We start from the raw sequence: 19,406 nt of genomic DNA, 5'->3' as shown, positions 1-19,406 counted from the left end.
TTTGAAACAAATAAAGGATATGAATATCAAAAATGCGTTTCCTGATAATTTTTATCGTCGTGGTCTAAATTATTTTAAAAATAACAAAGTGCATGACCTCATGTATGACTATAATAATTTAACCTGGTCGGCAACGGTACAAGGAACAGAGGATTACTTAGTAGAAGTGAATACAAATGATTTGCAGCAGGGCTCCATTGATATGCACTGCGATTGCCCGGCATTTGAGGTATATGGATACTGCAAACACATTGTAGCAACCTTATTAGCGGTTCAAAGCTATGAAAATAATGACGTACAGCCTAAAGTAAATCATTATCGGCTGAACCGTTTTATGGAAGCTATCCGGGGAACGAGAAATGTAACAGAAAACTCTTCCTACCAACAGCCTGTAAATGTAGAGTATATTATAAGCTGGTCTTATCTGAAGCACTTACAGATTGAAATGAAGATTGGTGAGAAGCATCGCTATGTAGTAAAAAATATAGCGGAGTTCTTAGAAAATTATTTTAGAAAAAGAGATAATTATTTCTCCAAGAAATTCACATTTCAAGCAGATAAGCATGTTGTAGATGAAGCAGATCAGGAAATTTTTGAGCTGCTGTATCAAGTATGCAAAAGCGCGGAGTTGTATGATTCCTATAATTATTCAGGAAGAAACAGTGAAAGATATCTTCTTATTCCGCCAGTACTTGCAAAAAAATTATTGTATCAATTAATGGAACGTGAAACCAGTGTAAAAACAGAACGGGAAGAATATAAAGAGCTGCAAATTGTGGAAGGAGAGCTTCCTTTTCAATTTGATGTCATGAAAAATGATCAGCATATTTCGCTCAATCTGCAGAACGGCAGTGCCATGACATTTTTCCCAAACTATGATTTGCTGTTTTTGGATGGTATTTTCTACTTCCCTGAAAGAGAGCAAGTCCCGGTATTGAAGGAATTGGAAATGTTTCGTTTAGAGAATATCTATTTTGATGTTCCTGTTGAACAGACGGACACCTTCCTCTCTGAAATTATGCCCGCGCTGGAGACAGTCGGCGAGGTTCAACTGGATGAACGCATTGCTGATGAAGTCATCAAGGAGCCGCTGAAAGCAAGATGCTATTTGGAATTAAAAGAGGATATGGTCATCGGTCGCCTGGAATATCATTATGGAGAACATGTCATTGATCCATTTCAGGGAAAAAAGGATTCTGATGTGATGCTGATTCGTGATGTGGATAAAGAACGTCTTATTATGCAGCATATAGAAGAAGCAAACTTCAGATACAATGGCAAAGAACTTTATATGTCCGTGGATGAAGAAGATTTATATTATTTCTTGTATAAGATTTTACCTTCCTTGGATAGAGATGTGGAACTATTTTTATCCAGTGAGTTTAAAAGGCTTTTCTTTGATTACGATCCACAGCCAAGCACAAGTGTTCATATGGAAGGACAAAATAATTTATTAGAAATTGGTTTTTCCATTGAAGGGGTAGATGATAACGAAATTAATCGTGTACTTCAGGCGGTGATTGAGAAGAAACGTTATTTCCGGCTGGATTCCGGGCAGATGATGAATCTGGATACGGAAGAATTTGCTTCTATTCAAAGATTTTTTGACGGATTAGGAATGGATAAGGATGCTGTTCACGATGGACAGGTGCAGATGCCTGTATACCGGGGTGCCCAGCTGGATGAGCTGCTCGATACAAAAAAACAGTATGATTCGAATTTCCGGGAATTATTAAGCCATTTGAAGTCACCGGAGGAGCAGGTATATGAGCTTCCTGAAAAACTGCAGGCATCCTTACGCACGTATCAAAAGGTCGGTTATCAATGGTTTAAATCACTAAGTCAGTATCAGCTCGGCGGTATTTTGGCAGATGATATGGGACTTGGAAAAACATTGCAGGCGATAGCGTATATTACCTCTGAATCAGAAGGGAATCCTGTTGGTCCGCATTTGATTGTAGTCCCCTCCTCCGTTGTGTATAACTGGAAAAGTGAACTGGAGAAATTTGCACCGCATTTAACTTCTGTCATTTTAACAGGACAGCCGTCGGAGAGACATGAGCGTATGAAGGATTCCATGGGAAAAGATGTCTGGATTACTTCTTATGCAACATTGCGTCAGGACATTGAATATTATCAGGAGATTACATTTCAAACATTATTATTAGATGAAGCGCAGTATATTAAGAACTATCAGACGAAAACATCCAAAGCAATCCGGACGCTGCATGCAACACGGAGATTTGCGTTAAGCGGCACCCCTATTGAAAATTCCATTGAAGAGCTGTGGTCTATTTTTCAGGTAGTCCTGCCTGGGCTGATGCCAGATCAGAAAACATTTAAACAGCTTGATGCAGGAAAGGTAGCTGCCATTACAAAGCCATTTATTTTACGGCGTTTGAAACGGGATGTGTTAAAAGAGCTGCCGGATAAAATTGAATCCGTTCATATTTCTGAATTAACAAGTGATCAAAAGGACCTGTATGTCGGCTATCTGAGGAGACTGCAGCAGGAAGCAGCTGCGTCTATGAAAGAGAATGCTTTCCAGCAGAATAGAATGAAAATCCTGGCTGGCCTGACAAGACTTCGGCAGATTTGCTGTCATCCTTCGACATTTGTGGAGAACTATGAAGGAAAATCCGGCAAGCTGGAACAATTGATGGAAACTGTTGAAACAGCAATTAATAACGGGAAGAGACTACTGATCTTCTCCCAATTCACCAGCATGCTGGAAATCATCCGTGAGCGGTTAGAGACGGCCGGTTATGATTATTTTTATCTGTATGGTGAAACACCTTCTAAAAATCGTGTCGAAATGAGCGAACGATTTAATCAGGGGGAAAAAGGTATATTCCTAATTTCTCTGAAAGCTGGAGGCACCGGTTTGAATCTGACTGGTGCTGATACCGTCGTTTTATATGATCTATGGTGGAATCCGGCAGTAGAAGATCAGGCGGCCGGCAGAGCACACCGGTTTGGACAAAAAAATGTTGTGCAGGTCATCCGTCTGGTGACAGAGGGCACAATTGAAGAAAAAATATATGAACTCCAGCAGAAGAAGAGAGAATTAATTGATCAGGTTATCCAGCCTGGAGAGACGATGCTTTCTTCGTTAAGTGAGGAAGATATTAAAGAGCTTTTAAGCTTGTAAACACTGGATCAAAGCTGTATTTGTCAAAAAAAAGACGGAACGCAACCGTCTTTTTTTATTGATTTAAAACAAACAGTTTCCGGGGCCTGCCTTTTATATACGGACTCTCTTTACCGGATATTTGAATAATTTCACCGGAAAGCAGTTTTTTTACTGTCCGCTCGGCACTGCGCTTGGTAACCTGATAAAAGTCTGCAATATCGTTTGATGAGAAAGGTTCATTGTTCCGTTCTACGATAAATTGAATGAAAAGGTAGGATAATTCATTGTTTAAGCGGGCTTGATGAACAAGTGCATAAAATAATTTATTCGTGTCAATATTTTTACGCTGGCCGATTGGCCCGATTTTTTCCTGACATTCATTAACCAGATAACTGAGACTGCCTTTATCGCTCTGACAGGCTTCTAGGGCCAGATAAGCATGCTTTTGAGAAGAAAGAGGATTCAGCCCCAGTCCAAATGCCAGTGCAATCGGGCTCCCGGCGATTTTTTCTATATCATCAATAAGCGGAAAAGCTCGATAATTTTCCTTAATAACTTTAATCAGCTTACTGGTTCCAATGATAAAATAATGGCTATTCTTCGTTGGTAAAAGCATAGCATCATACTTTTTGCAAAATTCGCTTAAATATTTTCTGATTTCTGTATGTACCTGATGATGCAGATGGATAGGCGGACTTTCTTTCAAGGATAAGATACCTGTCATGATGAGATTTGTAGAATAGCTCTCTATTTCCAGTATTTGCGCTGCTTTTTCTAATGCCTGGACAATGCACTTCTCAGCAATTTGAATAAAATGAACCGGCAAGTCTTCCTGTAAGAGTCCGATATAAACGTCTTTTCTGGAGGTTAGAATCAGATCTGTTTTTTGCTGATAAAATAATTCTTTATGAAAATCAATCAATTTTTGTATGTTTTCGACATTCTGTTTATTGTAATCGATAGAAAATAACTCATATCCTGTCAGCACCGTATCCCGGGTGAAATCAACCAGCTTTATATCTTCTGGGTAATCAATAGACAAGCATTTTTTCCGGGAAAGTTTTCCTGCATATAAGATAGATGACAGAATACTATATTCATCATAATCAATATAGAACATCATTTGTTTCTGCTTTTGTTTTACAGCTTCATGATAAGAACAATAATCTGTAAAGAGCAGTGCATCACACCTAACAGCTCCCTCTGCTTGAGTCAGAACATCACCTGGTTCAGATAATATAAAAGGGAGAGCTTCTATGGAGGGGAACTGTTTTGTGATTTCCTGTACTCTTTGAACAATGTTTTTTTCTCCCAGAATTCCTAATTTTATGTTCATTTATTTCCCCCTTGCATAGACCAGTATTATGAATGGGAAGAGAAATACGCTTCTATTTACCCTTTCAAATAATGGTATATATGTGCTCCTGCCGCCTGATGGAATTGCTGGCCTTCTCCATTATTTGCCCAGCCCTCGGTAAGCACAACAGCTTTGAGAAGCTTATCTGCTGTTTGAAATATAGCGGCATCATGCTCCGCTCCAGTCAGCTCTCCTGTTTTATGAAAAGTCCTGATAGTTGAATCATAGGAAGAAAAAGCGGTCAGCTTACTGTTAAACTGCTGGTTTTCTAAGACAGCTAAAATCTGCTGCCGGCGCTGTTTTGGCAGAACGCTGTTATCTTCTGTAAATAAGTCAAGCAGAAGCATAACATCATAGCAGGTTGTTACATTTTCCAATCCAAGCTTTATTGCTTTTTCATCCATCAGCTTTCTCTCTAATTTCGTATTTTCGCAATGAATTTTTTCGATAAAGGTCTGAATACTGCCCAGTCCGATGAAATCAATAAGGGCATTGGTTGCTGTATTATCAGAAACAATAATCATCAGTTCAAGCAGCTGCTGGTACGTATAAGTCTGTTTATCTGATAAATAAGCAACAATTCCGGAACCGCCTGTCATAGCTGATGCAGGGATAGTCACCTGCTTTGACAGATCAACATTTCCTCTTTCTTCTTCATAATAGGCAGCGGCAAGGATAAACAATTTAATAATACTGGCTGCGCGGAGCTGCTTCCTCTCATTAAAAGCAATCTGATGTTCCCCATGTTTAATAAGGTAACAAATTTTTACTGGCGGTAAGGGTTTTATAGAATAGATTGCATGCTTTAACAATTTTAATGACAAGCTTCCTCACCTCGTTTTAAAGTAGATTATTATAATTGTATGGAATATTCAAAAAATAGTCAAGAATTACTTGCAATTCGCATTGTGATGATAATAGAATATAGAGTATTTTCTCCGGGAGTATAACATACAATAAAAAAAGTTTAAAATACTGAAGATTTTATACATTAAAATGTAATCGCTTGCTATTTTAAGAATAATTTGACTTTAATGTTAATGATATTGTAAACTTATTACAGGTATTATACTTTTTTGGCAGTTAAGAAGGTCTAAACTTTCTTATTTGTATAAGCGCAACAAAGGTTGTCACTTAAAGGATTAGTGATGACCAAGTATTCTAATAAAAAGGGGGACTTTGAATGAAAAAGAAATGGTTAAGCCCGCTCGCACTTATTTTTGCATTATTCTTATTTTTGGCAGCCTGTGGCGGGGGTGATAATGATAGCAGCGAAGGAGACAGCAGCACTGATCCTGACATGCTTCAGCTTGCTACCGGTGGTACAAGCGGGACCTACTATCCGCTTGGTGGAGAAATGGCGAACATTATATCTAAAAATACAGATGTAACAGCAAATGCTATTTCTTCCAATGCGTCCGCAGAAAACGTGCTATCGATTGAAAATGGTGATGTAGATATTGCTTTTGTACAAACTGACGTTGTAGCACACGCTGTGGAAGGAATTAATGCTTTTGATGAGCCTGTAGAGCATGTATTAGCACTGGGTTCTCTATACCCTGAAACAGTGCAGATTGTAACGACCGGTGATTCTGGAATCGAGTCTGTAGAAGATCTCGAAGGACGAACAGTATCAGTAGGCGCACCAGGTTCAGGAACATATATTAATGCTGAGCAGATTTTAGAAGTCCATGGTTTAACAATGGATGATATTGATGCGCAAAATCTGGATTTCGGTGAATCTACAGGCGGTATTCAAGATGGTAATATTGATGCAGCATTTATTACAGCTGGAACACCGACGGGTGCTGTAGAAGGTTTATCCGCAACTGTAGATGTTGCAATTGTACCATTTACTCAAGATAAAATTGATGAGCTGGTGGATGCGTACCCTTATTATGCTCCAGACACTGTTGAAGCAGGAACTTATGGGCTGGATGAAGATGTAGAAACAGTAGCAGTCCTGGCAATGCTGGCAGTCAGCGATTCCTTATCCGAAGACCTTGTTTATGATATAACAAAGGCTCTTTATGAAAATGCTGAAGGAATGGCACATGAAAAATCTTCCTTTATCACGCTGGATAACGCATTAGATGGAATTGGCATTGATTTACATCCAGGTGCAAAGAAATATTTTGATGAAGAGGGAATTGAATTGGATAATTAACCTGAATAAGCCGGCACCACCCTGATGGATAGGGAAAGGCTGCCGGTTTTTTTAGAAAAAAATATCATAGAAGACTTGTCATAGAAAAAGCTATTATTTTAATTGAATGTTAATTAGGTGATGCTGAGATGCAAAGGAAGAAAGGTCTTATTTTGCTTGTATTAATTATCGTTATTGGAATTGGTATTGGCGTGAATTATCCGTTTCAGACAGCTTTGATCTTTCATGATGGTGAATCCGGAGAATTGACGGCCTTTTTACCTTTACATGAAAATGATTCTTTCTCAATTACCTTTACACATTCGATTCACTTAACGGATGTGGTTGAAAAATATAAAGTAACAGATGATTTACAAATTGAGCAATACGAAATTATATACGAAGAATTTGGTATCGGAATGCCCAGTAATGCCGGAGAGAATGAAGAATTTATCTATGAGGATGGAAAATATCATATCAGAAATATGAAGCATCAGTTTGAATCGTTAAATATCCGTAATGGGGAGGTTGTGTCCAATCACCGCTTAGCCTGGGGGGATAGGGACAGTAATGATGAGGCATGCTGTGAAGTACCTTTTAACGATTACTTTGAACCAGGTGACTGGTATCAAGTAAAAATAGATTGGATTACGTTATTAGATTATTGGGAAGGAGAGAGGATTCATGAGCGAGAAAAATAATGAAAATCTCTCAGAAAAAGAGCAGCAGGAATTATTAGAAAAATATGATACAGAATCAAAAACAAGAAATTTAAAAGGAATTATTGCCAGTGTTGTCTTCCTCCTGCTAATTGCATTTTCGATATTTCAGTTGTACACCGGTATTTTCGGGCAGTTTACAGCCTACATCCAGCGTACCGTTCACTTAGGCTTCGCGCTTGTACTTATTTTCTTATTGTTTCCGGCTGTCCGCGGAGCAAAGAAAGATACAGTTCCATGGTATGACTATGTTTTAATGGTTCTAGCAATTGCTGTCTGCGGCTATTGGCCGGTATTTTATGATACACTTGTTCAGCAATTTGGCGGGATTTCACTGGGGCAAATGATAATTGGCGGCTTAGCTATTTTACTTGTACTTGAAGCAGCCAGACGGGCAGTTGGACTTCCAATCATCATTATTGCGCTGCTGTTTCTTTGTTATGCACTGTTCGGTCCCTATATGCCGGGAGCTTTTGCACACAGAGGACTGTCGCTTGAACAGCTGATTCAATCGATGTTCTTTACAACAGAAGGAATATTGGGTACACCTTTACAGGTATCATCCACTATTATATTCTTGTTCCTTTTATTTGGAGCTTTCTTAGTACAGACAGGTATTGGAAATTATTTTAATGATTTAGCTATATCTATTGCAGGAAAAAGAGTCGGCGGACCAGCCAAGGTAGCTATCTTCTCCAGTGCTTTAAATGGAACAATTTCAGGAAGCTCAGTTGCGAATACAGTAACAACGGGATCATACACAATTCCCATGATGAAAAAGCTCGGTTATCGGAAGAACTTTGCCGGTGCTGTTGAGGCAGCCGCTTCAACGGGTGGACAAATCATGCCGCCAATTATGGGGGCAGCCGCCTTTTTAATGATCGAGTTTGCCGGGGAAAGCTACTGGAATATTGCTAAAGCAGCTATTATTCCGGCGATACTATATTTCGCAGGTATTTGGATTATGACACACTTTGAGGCAAAACGAACAGGCTTAGTTGGATTGCCGGATGAGGAAATACCGAGTAAGCGTACCGTTTTGAAAAAAATACATTTATTAATACCAATTTTAGCGATTGTCTATTTCTTGTTTGCGGGTATGAGTGTAGAACGTGCTGCTGTTTATGGTATTTTATCTATCGTTCTTGTCAGTCTGTTTCGAAAGGATACAAGGATTACGCCGACAAAATTTCTTGTGGCATTGGAACAGGGTGCCCGAACTGCACTCGGTGTAGCAGCAGCAACTGCATGTGCCGGGATTATTGTCGGTGTAGTTACTAAAACAGGGCTTGGCCTGACGCTTGGTAACAGTTTGGTCTCTATTGCTGGTTCGATTGCCAATTCACCAGAAATTCAGTTAATGCTGACACTTGTATTTACCATGATTACATCGATTATTCTTGGAATGGGATCTCCAACAACAGCTAACTATATTATTACTTCTACGATTGCCTTACCGGCTATTGTGGCACTGAATGGTCAGTTGGATGTTGCTATTCCAATATTAGCTGCACATATGTTCGTATTCTACTTTGGTATTGTTGCAGATATTACGCCGCCAGTTGCCCTGGCAGCCTTTGCAGCAAGCGGTATATCAGGGGGAGAACCAATTCGAACGGGAGCTAATGCAACCAGGCTTGCCATTGCTGCGTTTATCATACCATATATGTTCGTGCTGAATCCGACATTATTAATGATTGATTCGACAGTTTTTGAAGTAATTATGTCATTAATTACTGCCATGCTGGGAATGATTGCAATTGGTGCCGGTATGATTGGCTATTGGTATCGACATGTGAAATGGTATGAACGGATTATAGCAATTATTGCCGGACTTCTATTGATTTATCCGGAAGGGTACTCTGATACGATCGGATTTGTTATATTTGCTGTTATGTTTGTTATTCAGTACATGTCGAGGGATAAAACAGACCGGAACAGCAGGGTTCAAGCCAGTTAATATAAGTTATATGAAAGAAATGCTTATTATGTAATATAATAAGCATTTCTTTCTTTTTTTAAGAATTTCCCTTTATAATAAAAAACAAAGGGTATAAGAAAGAATCAGGAGTGCAGATAAATGGCGAAGAAATATGATTTTACAAAAGGCAGTATCGGGAAAAGTCTTTTTTATTTTTCAGGGCCAATTCTTTTGGCAAACCTGTTGCAGACATCCTACCAATTTGTAGATAGTCTGTGGGTGGGAAATTTGCTTGGTGCAAATGCTTTGGGTGCTGTTGCCATCTCCGGGAGCATTATATTTGTCGTACTTTCGCTTATTATTGGATTAAATAATGCCGCCTTAACTATCTTGTCCCAGCAAAAGGGAAAACAGAATGAGGAAGGCTTGAAGCGCTATTTGAACGCATTTGTTGTTCTTATGACATGTATTGCATTGCTGCTCGGTGTCTCAGGATTTATTTTTGCAGAAGTTCTGCTGAATTTACTGGGGACACCTGAAACGATGCTGGCAGATGCAGCAGCTTATTTACGGATAAATTTTATGGGAATCCTGTTATTATTCGGCTATAACTTTATAAGTACCGTTTTACGTTCGATAGGAGACAGCAAAACGCCACTCTATTTTGTAACAGCAGCAGTGATATTAAATGCGGTACTGGACCCGTTATTTATTCATGTGTTTGGATGGGGCATTACTGGTGCAGGATATGCTACAGTAGTATCACAAGGGTTTTCTTTTTTGCTCGGTTTCTTTTATATAGTAAAAAAGAATTTGGCTCCTTTTGCTATCCCAAGTCTGCCAAAATGGCAAGAAATTAAATTAATTCTGCATATCGGCATTCCTTCCAGCCTGCAAATGGCCGTTATTTCTGCCGGAGCAGCAGCGATTATTGGGGTTGTAGCTGCGCAGGGAGAGGCTGTTGTCTCAGGATATAGTGCGGCGCAACGCTTGGACAGCTTATTGATGCTGCCGGCACATGCTTTAAGCATTGCGATTTCCAGTATGGCCGGTCAAAATATAGGTGCACAGAATTGGGAAAGAGTCAGATCTGTTGCTAAATACGGCGTCATCTATAATTTTATTATTATGCTTTTGATTGGCATTATTGTCGCTGTTTTTGCTGAATATGGTGTAAGATTATTTATCCAGGACGAAGCATCAGTTCGATTTGGAACATTATATCTCCAGATTGTTGCACTATGCTATCCGTTTTTAGGAATTAACTTCATATTAAATGGAGTAGTCCGTGCAGCTGGCGCAATGTATCCGGTTTTGATGTTGAATATTATTTCCTTCTGGATTTTGCGCTATCCGCTTACAGCCTGGTTCTCCAATCTGTTTGGTGAGATTGGTATTGCATTCGGTGTAGGGGCAAGCTTTATCCTAAGCAGTATCGCAGCTATCATGTATTATCGTTTCGGGAAATGGAAAGAGAAGAAATTATTTGCAGATGCTTGAACAGGGAGGGACACCAAATGATTTGGCTGATTGGCACATATGGTCATGGATTATCTGGCTGTCAGGTCATATGGTATACGGATTCTCTGTGTGGGGGATGCTTAAGCTAGGGAAAGTTTCAAAGGAGAAAAGATAATGAAACGAAAGAAATGGCGTCAACTGGTAAATTTAATAAAATATCTAATGATAATCGGGCTTGTATTCGGTCTGTCCTTAATGATACTGTCCTTAATAGTTTATCAAATTACTGATAAGCCGGAGCAGGAGTTTGAAAGGGCTGATCCTGTACCGGCCTTAAATCAGCAGATTTGGGAATATAAACCATTGGTTGAGAAATATGCACAACAGCATGGAATTGAAGATCAGACGGATACGATTCTGGCAATGATGATGCAGGAATCCGGCGGTCGTGGTAATGATCCGATGCAATCCTCAGAAAGCTTATGCGGGAAAGTAGGCTGTATTGATGACCCGGAGCATTCTATTGAGCAGGGAGTATCCTTTTTTGCCTGGATATACGAGCAGGCGGAAGGTGATCTGGAATTAGCTGTACAAGCTTATAATTTTGGCCCCGGTTTTATTAAGTATGTTCGGGAGATGGAGGAGAACTATTCGGAAGAAGCGGCAATTGCCTATTCGCAAAATATGTATGAGGAGTCAGGGAAAGATAGCTCCATTTATTCCTGTCGCAGGGAAGAAGCGGAAGAATTAGATGCGTGCTATGGCGATATTTATTATGTTTCTTCTGTAATGACTTATAAGGAAGCAATAGAAATGGAATCGGAAAACTGATATGATAACAGTATACGAAATTCTCTTTATTAAGAGTTATTTCTACATACAAGAAGTTGTCATATCTTTTTTATGTGTGAAAATGTTTTTTTTTGCCGCTGGAAATTTCCAGGCAGATGATTGTGGCAACAAGATGTATTAAAAAATTGGGTGGAGGATGATTTTTTATGAAAGCTATTCAGACAAACAACGCACCAGCAGCAATTGGACCATACTCTCAAGCAATTGAGGCAGGAGATTTTCTTTATATTTCAGGACAAATTCCGATTGATCCGGCAACAGGTGAAGTAGTCGAAGGAATTGAAGCACAAACAAAACAGGTGTTAGCAAACTTACAAGCCATTTTAGAAGAGGCGGATTTGAGCTTTAACAACGCTGTGAAATTTACTATTTTCTTAAATTCAATGGAGGATTTCGCAACCGTAAATGAAATCTATGGAGCAGCTCTGGAGGAACCATATCCGGCACGTGCTTGTGTAGAAGTAAGTCGTTTGCCAAAGGATGTTCTCGTGGAAATGGATATTGTTGCATACCGTAAAGCGTAAGGAGAGATTACATGGAGAATTTTATCTATCACAATCCAACAAAACTCATTTTTGGAAAAGGTCAGATAGAAAAGCTGTCTGGTGAAATCCGGCCTTATGGCAGCCGCATCCTGATTGTATACGGTGGCGGAAGTATTAAAAGGAACGGCATCTATGACCGCGTATTAGAAGAATTGGAAAAAATCAATGCAGAGATTTTTGAACTGTCCGGCGTAGAACCAAATCCCCGGGTTTCTACTGTACGTGAGGGCGTCCGTATCTGTCGTGAGCAGAAAATTGATTTTATTTTAGCTGTAGGCGGGGGCAGTACGATTGACTGTACGAAAGCAATCGCTGTCGGTGCTGTCACAGATGCAGATATGTGGGATGTAGTGACGAAAAAAGAAAAGCCTGCAGGTGCACTGCCATTTGGAACCATTCTTACCTTAGCTGCTACAGGCTCGGAGATGAATTCAGGCTCTGTTATTACCAATTGGGAAACCAATGAAAAGCATGGATGGGGCTCTCCCTACACTTATCCAAGATTTTCTATTTTAGATCCTGTGCACACTTTCTCTGTACCGCATGATCAAACAATTTATGGATTAGTGGATATGATGTCACATGTATTAGAGCACTATTTTCACCATGAAGAAAATACACCAATTCAAGACAGATGGTGCGAAGGTATTTTATTAACATTAATTGATGTTGGCCCTAAGCTTTTGGCAGATCCTGAAAATTATGCCTACAGGTCTACAGCGATGCTTGGCGGAACGCTTGCTTTAAATAATATGTTGAATTTAGGCTATCGCGGTGATTGGGCTACACATAACTTAGAGCATGCGGTATCGGCAGTCCATGATATTCCACATGGCGGCGGTTTGGCGATCCTGTTTCCAAATTGGATGAAGCATGTGTTAGACGAGAATAATGTGCAGCGTTTTAAACAATTTGCTGTCCGTGTTTTTGGCGTGGATACAAGAGGGAAATCGGATAAAGTAGTTGCCTTGGAAGGAATTGATTGCTTACGTGAATTCTGGAATAAGCTTGGAGCTCCATCCAGATTGGCAGACTATAATATAGATGAATCAACCGTGAAAGAAATGGCGGAAAAAACCGTTATAGCGAATTCGACATTTGGTAACTATCGATCTCTAACCAAAAAAGACTCATTGGAAATTTTCGAAGCAAGTCTGTGATTTCCCGGGAAATATTGTCGAAATAAAACTAAAAGTGGAGAGCGCCCGTTAAAAAACGTAGAGATTGGAGCGGCGCAACTGAGATAAAGGAAACACGGTGAGGTGACGAGCCGATGTTGACTTATCGTAGGGCGCGACGTGAAATCTCCTAGTTTTTGGCGCTTGGAGCTGGATGTGGCTATTACTGAATAAGAATTAATTCATGTTAAATTTTATACTTTATTACCTTATGCAAAAAGAGCTTGCAGTTATTCATAAACTGCAAGCTCTTCTTTAATTTGCAAACGTATTTTATCAAGACATTCTTCCGGCGTCTTCCCAAATACACGTTTATTATTTACTAAGGCATATGGACGTACAGCACATAGGCCACAGAATGATAAGCATTCGTTCATTAGAACCGCAACCTCAGGGAATTCTTTCTCTAAGATGGATTCAATATCTATAGTAGTGATGGCATTTCCGTCACATATTTCGACGACAACGATACCCATTGCTATCACTTTCTTTCCATAATAATGTGTTTTCTATAAAAATTAACCTTGCTTTGTTAGTTTTAGCATAATTATAGAAACAAATCAATATTTTTATCTGGAGGAGAAAGTATGTGAATGGGATCGTTTTGTATTTGGTTCATGCTCATAGCGTAACCAGGCAATAAGCATAATAAAGCCGCAAAGGATAAGCAGCAGTCCTGTAGTTAAAAAGACAGAAGAAAATCCCCATGTGGCTGCAATTGTACCACCAAGCATCGGTCCGATAATATTACCGAAAAAGCGTAAACTTGTATCGTAGCCAAGCACTTCTCCTTGCGTAGAAAGAGGCGCTTCTTTGCGAATATACGCTACACGGATTGGAATAATCCCGCCAAGGAATAGTCCAAGTAAGAATCGTAAAACGACCAATTGCCAAATGTTTGTTATAAACATACCCGGCAGGTAAACTAATCCGGATGCAAACAACATCACAATCAATACTTTTGTATAGCCGTGGTTATCTCCAATCATTCCCCAGCGCCTGGTCATCATTAGATTTCCAACTCCTGTTGCTGAGAAAGCGATACCTGCAAAGAATGCCAGATTGACTGGTCCGTGAATTTCTTCAACAAATAGTGATAAGATTGGCTGGACACTAAAGTGTGCTATCTGTACAAGAGCTGACATCAATAGAACAATCAATAAGATTGGCTTATTAAGAATATACTGCAGAACTTCTTTTCTTGAGTAGTTCTTCGTATCTTCCTCTTTTGAAAATTTAACCTGCATTTCTTTAACCCCGAATATGACGAGCAATCCGGATATAAAGATAGTTACCGCCACCCATTTAAAGGTGCTGGAATAACCGAATGCGTCAGCAAGTGCTCCGCCGAGCAATGGTCCCATTAGAGATCCAGTAATCGTTCCTGTCTGCAGGGTTCCTAATACTCTTCCTGCAACTTCTTTTGGAGTTTGAGTTGCGATAAATGCCTGAGACATGGGAATAAATCCTGTTACAATCCCCATTAAAAGGCGTAAAATAAATAATTGCCATACCGTTGTCGCAAACCCCATTAAAAATACCGAAATACCAATTCCCAATGCTGACATAACCATCAGACGTTTTCTGCCAAAGCGATCACCGACTCTTCCCCAAATCGGTGCAAAGATAAATGCACTGATGAAAGTAACGGCAAAGGTTAACCCTGACCATGTTTGTACATAGGAAGCTGAAAAGTTTCCCATTGATTGAATGTACAAGGAAATAAAAGGTACAACCATTGTCATGCTTCCGCTAATAAAGAAATTAGCAAGCCACATAATCACCAAGTTCCGTTTTACTCCTGGATGTGTATTAATAACGTTCAAACCTTCTTTCTAGCTTTTTGCATAAACTGCAGATTCATATACATGTATTCAGAATGGTATAAGCGCACGAGTACATATGAAAAAGGCATAAGTGCCAATGACCCATACCTTCTCTAAAACAATCTGCAGCCGTCCGTTTAAGTTTTGCAAATTCGTTTGCGTTTACCATCTGTAGAATTCCTGTTCTTATCAAACAGGAGGATACGAAAATCCCGTAATCGTATCTTCATTTATTTCGCTACTCCAAATATACACAAACACGAACTAAATGAAAAGTTATCTGCTCATAAAATATAAATTAATTGTTTAAAAACATGTAAACATTTTTTCTACAAGGTATAATAGATGACGATAGTTGCTCTGCAACAAATATCAGAAGTAAGCGCGGATAGCCCTTACGAAGAAAAGGAGTAAACAAAATGAATAAAAAGTTAGTATCGGTGTTGAAATACGGTGCGCTAAGCTTGATATTATTTTTTAGCATCTTATTGCCAGTTTCAGCAACTTCTAATACTACAATTATCTATGGAGAAAAGCTTAATGACAGCCAGCGTACAGAGGTCAGGGAAATATTGGGCATCTCAGACGATGACACATATGAAGAGCATGACGTTACAGGCCAGGATTATGCTGATTTTATAAACGGAAATCCAGATTCAAATATGTACTCTTCTGCAAGAATTACTTTGGAGTCAGGCGACAGTGGACTGGAAGTGAATATTTTAACACCAGATAATATAACAGAGGTAACAAAAGAAATGTATATGAATGCCCTGCTGACAGCCGGGGCAGAAAATGTAACAGTGGATGTGGTATCTCCTGTGAAGGTATCCGGCCACTCTGCATTGACAGGAATTTATAAAGCCTATGATGTAGAAGGAGTAGAATTAGATAAAGACCGGATGGAACTGGCAAATGATGAGTTAGAAGTGGCAACTGACCTGGCAGACAATGAAGATGTCAGTGATGAAGATGTAAGTACACTTTTAACAGAAATTAAGAAAATGATTGCTGAACAGAATCCAGTTACAAAAGAAGAAGTGGAACAAATCGTTAATGAGCAGCTGAACAATCTTGATATCCAGCTGAATGATGCCGATCGGCAGATGCTTATTGATTTAGTAAATAGAATGAGGGATTTAGACATTGACTTTGGGTCAATGAAAGAACAATTGGAGGATATTACAAACAACCTTGTCGAAAGGGCAGAAGATTTAGGTTTAGACGAAGGATTCTGGCAGAAAGTAGCGAACTTCTTCAGTGATATTTTCCGTGCGATTTCAAACTTTTTTAGCAGCTAATTGAAGACTGGCAAGCGTTTGAGGAAGGGTTCTCTATAAAAAGAGAGCTCTTTTTTATTGTTACAGACCCTCCTGTTTGACGTTGATTTGTCATAAAACAAGTAGTACTGCTCGTTTCTATAACAGAATTGTTACAAATGTAATAGTAAACGAGTATTATGTAATCATTGTCATTCACACTTAACCGTCCTGTAACTGTATTCTCTTGTATCCTGTGATAGGATAGTGATTGTGAAAAAACAAAGGAGGTTATCAGATGAGAAAACTCGTAGCAGCATTATCTGCTGGAATTATTATTACCGGTGCAGCTGCAACAACAGTTTCCGCTGAAGAAAATGAACATAAGGTCGAAGCAGGAGAAAGCTTATGGAAGATTGCCGATCAATATGATACTAGCGTACAAAACTTACTTGATATAAATAGTCTTACAACAACGGTTATTCATCCAGAAGATGTTATCTATATAAGTCAACCAGATGAAGATGGTGAAGAATCTTCAGTATACACAGTTGAAAAAGGTGATACACTTTCAGATATCTCCAAAGAATTCGGTGTATCCGTGAAAGATATAAAAGAATGGAATAAACTTTCTTCGGACATCATTGTTATTGGTGCTGAGTTATCAATAAATGGAGCAACTGCTGAAGCTGCAGAACCAGCTGTAGAAGAGGAGCCCGCTGAAGAGCCGGCTACAGAAGAAGAATCTGCAGAGGAACCGGCTGAAGAGCCTGCAGAAGAAGAAGTAGTTGTTGAGCAAACTTCAAATGAAGAGTCAGCTTCTGAATCAGAAGAACAATCCTCTGATGAGTCTCCACAGGGAAAAACAATTTCTGTAGAAGCAACTGCATATACAGCAGGATGTAATGGATGCTCTGGAGTTACTGCAACAGGAGTAGATTTAAATGCAGATCCAAATGCAAAAGTTATTGCAGTAGATCCAAGTGTTATTCCACTGGGAAGTAAAGTATACGTAGAAGGTTATGGTTATGCAACAGCTGCTGATACCGGCGGTGCAATCCAAGGAAACAAAATCGATCTTCACGTACCATCCCAAGAAGAAGCATTGAGCTTTGGAAGACAGCAAGTTAACGTAACAATCGTTGAATAAAATCCCTTTAAAATAGATATTATAAAAGTAGCTTGAGAGTTTAGTAGAACTCTTAAGCTATTTTTTTTGAATAAGAAAGCAATGAAATATCTCCTCGGCAAGAACATCAGTATTTGAAGACCAAGTGATTTTCTTGACTTTTTAATGCATAAAAAAAGGTACCACACTTTATTATATTAAGAAGCATGACACCTTGTGCTATTTTTTTATTTCAGCTTTTTGTTATATAGATTGTATTTAAACATCCTCTTAAACATATATGCTTTTATCTAAAACTAATGAGTGCCTGATTGTTCCTTAGTTGCTGTGGATTTCTGTAGAAGTGGCAGCCGGATTTTGTTCAATTTCTTCATTATTATCGTTGTGAGCATTTGAATAACCCAAAGCTCCTACTGCAGCGATGACAAAAATGAACAAAGTAAGTAGAACCTTTCGCATGTTTCTTTTCAACCCTCCATCATAAACTTGAATAATAATCAACTCTCTAAGTATAGGCTAAAGTATACATCTTGGCTAGCAGGAAAAACATAAATTTTCGTATATATTCGCTAATTCTGTGAATGGTTGGATTGGATTACTTATATGTTATACTTGTAAGGGATTACATTTATGACGATTTAAGGGAGGATGAGGTGTATGACAAGTCGGAATTTAGACCAGTTTTTGGAAACAAACATTGCTGATTTGAAGGAAAATGGTCTGTATAACGAAATTGATACAGTAGAAGGTGCGAATGGCCCTGAGATTATGATTAAAGGGAAAAAGTTAATCAATCTTTCTTCCAATAACTATTTAGGCCTGGCAACGCATCCGGAATTAAAGGATGCGGCGAAACAGGCAATTGATTCACATGGTGTTGGAGCTGGTGCTGTCCGTACGATTAATGGAACACTGGATTTGCATATTGAATTGGAAAAAAGAATTGCTGCTTTTAAAGGAACAGAAGCAGCCATCGCCTATCAATCCGGTTTTAACTGTAATATGGCGGCTATTTCAGCCGTCATGGATAAAAACGATGCTATTCTTTCAGACTCTCTAAACCATGCCTCTATTATTGATGGCTGCCGCTTATCCAAAGCAAAAATTATCCGGTTTGAGCATTCTGATATGGATCATCTGCGCGCTAAAGCGAAAGAAGCAGTAGAATCGGGAGCATATAATAAAATTATGGTGATTACAGATGGTGTTTTCTCAATGGATGGAGACATTGCTAAACTGCCTGAGATTGTAGAAATTGCCGAAGAGTTTGATTTAATTACCTATGTGGATGATGCACACGGATCTGGGGTAACAGGAGCTGGCGCCGGTACTGTAAAACATTTTGGACTGCAGGAGAAAGTTGATTTTCAAATGGGGACGCTGTCCAAAGCAATCGGTGTCGTCGGCGGTTATGTTGCAGGAAAACAGGCGCTGATTGATTGGCTTAAGGTCCGCTCCCGTCCATTCTTATTCTCAACAGCCGTATCTCCGGCAGATGCGATAGCGAGCACAAGAGCGATTGAAATTCTAATGGAAAGCACAGAATTGAACGAGAAACTGTGGGAGAATGGAAATTACCTGAAAAAAGGATTAAGAGAACTGGGCTTTGATATTGGAGAGAGTGAGACCCCGATTACACCTTGTATTATAGGTGATGAGAAGCAGGCACAGACATTTAGCAAGAGACTGTACGAAGAAGGTGTATACGCGAAAGCAATTGTATTCCCGACTGTTCCAAAAGGTACTGGACGTGTCCGGAATATGCCGACAGCAGCACATACGAAAGAGATGCTGGATCAGGCAATGGATATCTATGAAAAAATCGGTAAAGAAATGAAACTTATATAAAGAGGACCTTCAAAAAAGTAAGAGGAGTTATC

16 protein-coding genes are annotated in these 19,406 nt (G+C 39.3%); 11 read left to right on the top strand and 5 right to left on the bottom strand.

From position 1 onward, the window contains the following. Position 1 precedes the first annotated feature (1 nt). Positions 2-3,151, top strand: coding sequence for a DEAD/DEAH box helicase (locus tag IEX29_RS07550; protein ID WP_188733862.1), 3,150 nt, complete (start codon positions 2-4; stop codon positions 3,149-3,151). Positions 3,152-3,206: 55 nt separating this feature from the next. Here the strand turns inward: IEX29_RS07550 and IEX29_RS07545 are convergent, their stop codons facing one another. Continuing rightward, complete coding sequence (locus tag IEX29_RS07545) at positions 3,207-4,469, bottom strand: hypothetical protein (protein ID WP_188733861.1); 1,263 nt, start codon at positions 4,467-4,469, stop codon at positions 3,207-3,209. Between the two features lie 56 nt (positions 4,470-4,525). Next, complete coding sequence (locus IEX29_RS07540) at positions 4,526-5,314, bottom strand: serine hydrolase (protein ID WP_188733860.1); 789 nt, start codon at positions 5,312-5,314, stop codon at positions 4,526-4,528. Between the two features lie 359 nt (positions 5,315-5,673). On the opposite strand from IEX29_RS07540, the gene IEX29_RS07535 reads away from it, so the two are divergent. The 7 genes from IEX29_RS07535 to IEX29_RS07505 all read left to right on the top strand — a co-directional run bounded on the left by IEX29_RS07535 (position 5,674) and on the right by IEX29_RS07505 (position 13,294). Then, the gene (locus tag IEX29_RS07535; protein ID WP_188733859.1) at positions 5,674-6,657 is read left to right on the top strand and encodes a TAXI family TRAP transporter solute-binding subunit; all 984 of its coding nucleotides are present in this window, start codon (positions 5,674-5,676) and stop codon (positions 6,655-6,657) included. Positions 6,658-6,785: 128 nt separating this feature from the next. Then, positions 6,786-7,337, top strand: coding sequence for a DUF1850 domain-containing protein (locus tag IEX29_RS07530; protein WP_188733858.1), 552 nt, complete (start codon positions 6,786-6,788; stop codon positions 7,335-7,337). Beyond that, the gene (locus IEX29_RS07525; protein ID WP_188733857.1) at positions 7,321-9,315 is read left to right on the top strand and encodes a TRAP transporter permease; all 1,995 of its coding nucleotides are present in this window, start codon (positions 7,321-7,323) and stop codon (positions 9,313-9,315) included. The genes IEX29_RS07530 and IEX29_RS07525 overlap by 17 nt, the downstream gene beginning before the upstream one ends. A gap of 120 nt (positions 9,316-9,435) precedes the next feature. Continuing rightward, a complete protein-coding gene (locus IEX29_RS07520; protein WP_188733856.1) occupies positions 9,436-10,776 on the top strand; it encodes an MATE family efflux transporter in 1,341 nt (446 codons plus the stop codon). A gap of 135 nt (positions 10,777-10,911) precedes the next feature. Next, the gene (locus IEX29_RS07515) at positions 10,912-11,568 is read left to right on the top strand and encodes a lysozyme family protein (RefSeq protein ID WP_188733855.1); all 657 of its coding nucleotides are present in this window, start codon (positions 10,912-10,914) and stop codon (positions 11,566-11,568) included. Between the two features lie 167 nt (positions 11,569-11,735). Next, entirely contained in the window at positions 11,736-12,113 is a 378-nt protein-coding gene (locus tag IEX29_RS07510; RefSeq protein ID WP_188733854.1) for a RidA family protein, read from the top strand. An 11-nt stretch (positions 12,114-12,124) separates the two neighbouring features. Further along, positions 12,125-13,294, top strand: coding sequence for an iron-containing alcohol dehydrogenase (locus tag IEX29_RS07505; RefSeq protein WP_188733853.1), 1,170 nt, complete (start codon positions 12,125-12,127; stop codon positions 13,292-13,294). Between the two features lie 248 nt (positions 13,295-13,542). Here IEX29_RS07505 and IEX29_RS07500 read toward each other — a convergent pair whose 3' ends face one another. Together IEX29_RS07500 and IEX29_RS07495 are read right to left on the bottom strand one after the other, a co-directional pair. Beyond that, entirely contained in the window at positions 13,543-13,788 is a 246-nt protein-coding gene (locus IEX29_RS07500) for a YuzB family protein (RefSeq protein ID WP_042529296.1), read from the bottom strand. Positions 13,789-13,881: 93 nt separating this feature from the next. Beyond that, positions 13,882-15,090, bottom strand: coding sequence for an MFS transporter (locus tag IEX29_RS07495; RefSeq protein ID WP_188734121.1), 1,209 nt, complete (start codon positions 15,088-15,090; stop codon positions 13,882-13,884). A gap of 467 nt (positions 15,091-15,557) precedes the next feature. Between IEX29_RS07495 and IEX29_RS07490 the strand changes: the two genes are divergently transcribed. Together IEX29_RS07490 and IEX29_RS07485 are read left to right on the top strand one after the other, a co-directional pair. Further along, complete coding sequence (locus IEX29_RS07490; RefSeq protein WP_188733852.1) at positions 15,558-16,439, top strand: DUF1002 domain-containing protein; 882 nt, start codon at positions 15,558-15,560, stop codon at positions 16,437-16,439. 256 nt (positions 16,440-16,695) lie between these two features. Further along, complete coding sequence (locus IEX29_RS07485; protein WP_188733851.1) at positions 16,696-17,547, top strand: 3D domain-containing protein; 852 nt, start codon at positions 16,696-16,698, stop codon at positions 17,545-17,547. Between the two features lie 297 nt (positions 17,548-17,844). Here the strand turns inward: IEX29_RS07485 and IEX29_RS07480 are convergent, their stop codons facing one another. After that, positions 17,845-17,985 carry a hypothetical protein gene (locus IEX29_RS07480; RefSeq protein WP_188733850.1) on the bottom strand — a complete coding sequence of 47 codons (141 nt, stop codon included), beginning with the start codon at positions 17,983-17,985 and terminating at the stop codon, positions 17,845-17,847. A gap of 198 nt (positions 17,986-18,183) precedes the next feature. On the opposite strand from IEX29_RS07480, the gene IEX29_RS07475 reads away from it, so the two are divergent. Then, positions 18,184-19,374, top strand: coding sequence for a glycine C-acetyltransferase (locus IEX29_RS07475; RefSeq protein ID WP_188733849.1), 1,191 nt, complete (start codon positions 18,184-18,186; stop codon positions 19,372-19,374). Positions 19,375-19,406 lie beyond the last annotated feature (32 nt).

The sequence above is a fragment of the Oceanobacillus neutriphilus genome (assembly GCF_014645515.1).
GTDB lineage: Bacteria > Bacillota > Bacilli > Bacillales > Amphibacillaceae > Oceanobacillus > Oceanobacillus neutriphilus.
This window is presented reverse-complemented; position numbering and strand designations above follow the sequence as displayed.